The sequence below is a fragment of the Microlunatus endophyticus genome, assembly GCF_014646195.1.
Classification (GTDB): Bacteria; Actinomycetota; Actinomycetes; order Propionibacteriales; family Propionibacteriaceae; genus Microlunatus; species Microlunatus endophyticus.
This window is the reverse complement of sequence record NZ_BMMZ01000028.1, coordinates 1-960: the sequence shown is the minus strand read 5'-3', so window position 1 is coordinate 960 and position 960 is coordinate 1. Positions and strand designations below refer to the sequence as shown.

General features: G+C 64.6%; 1 protein-coding gene. It reads left to right on the top strand.

What is annotated here, in order from left to right; genetic code table 11:
• Positions 1 to 960, top strand: a 960-nt coding sequence (locus IEY07_RS23955; RefSeq protein ID WP_229670621.1) for an IS630 family transposase, incomplete at both ends; no start/stop codon positions are given.

Below are 960 nucleotides of genomic sequence, written 5' to 3'. Positions count from 1 at the left end.
ATCGGGTGATCTTGGAGTCGTGGACGCGGTCGCCGTCGGTGTCGGCCGGTCAGGTCGAGCGGGCCCGGATCGTGCTCGCGGTGGCTGACGGGGCTTCGACGTCGGAGACGGCACGCCGGCTGGGGGTGTCGCGGCCGACGGTGATCAAGTGGCGTGATCGCTATGCCCGGTTGGGGGTCGCGGGCCTGGACGATCAGTCGCGGTCGGGCCGGCCGAAGATCGTCGATGACAGCATGATCATCTCGCGGACGTTGGAGCCGCCGCCGGAGCAGTTGGCTGTGACGCACTGGTCGTCGCGGCTGTTGGCCAAGGATCTGGGCATCGGCGATGCGACCGTGGCCCGGGCCTGGCGACGATACGGGGTCAAGCCGTGGCGGCGGGAGACGTTCAAGTTCTCCACCGACCCGCAGTTGGAGGCCAAGGTCCGTGACGTGGTCGGCCTGTATCTGGCACCGCCTCAGAACGCGGTGGTGTTGTGTGTGGATGAGAAGTCCCAGATCCAGGCGTTGAACCGGACCGCGCCGATCCTGCCGGTCCGGCCCGGTCTGCCGGAGAAGGCCACCCACGACTACAAACGCAACGGCACCACCACCTTGTTCGCCGCCCTGGAGGTCGCTACCGGGAGGGTGACCGACCAGTGTTATGACCGGCATGGCAAGGCCGAGTTCCTGGACTTTCTGAAGAAGGTCGCCAAGGCCTACCCGCGCCGACAGTTGCATGTGGTGTTGGACAACTACCACACCCACAAACACGACGACATCAACCAATGGTTGACCCGGAACCCGCGCGTGACACTGCACTTCACCCCGACCTCGGGTTCCTGGCTGAACATGGTCGAGATCTTCTTCGGGATCATCACCCGGCAAGCAATCCGACGTGGATCCTTCGACAGCGTGAAACAACTCGTGACCGCGATCAAAACCTTCATCGACGGCTGGAACGACCGCTGCCACCCCTTCA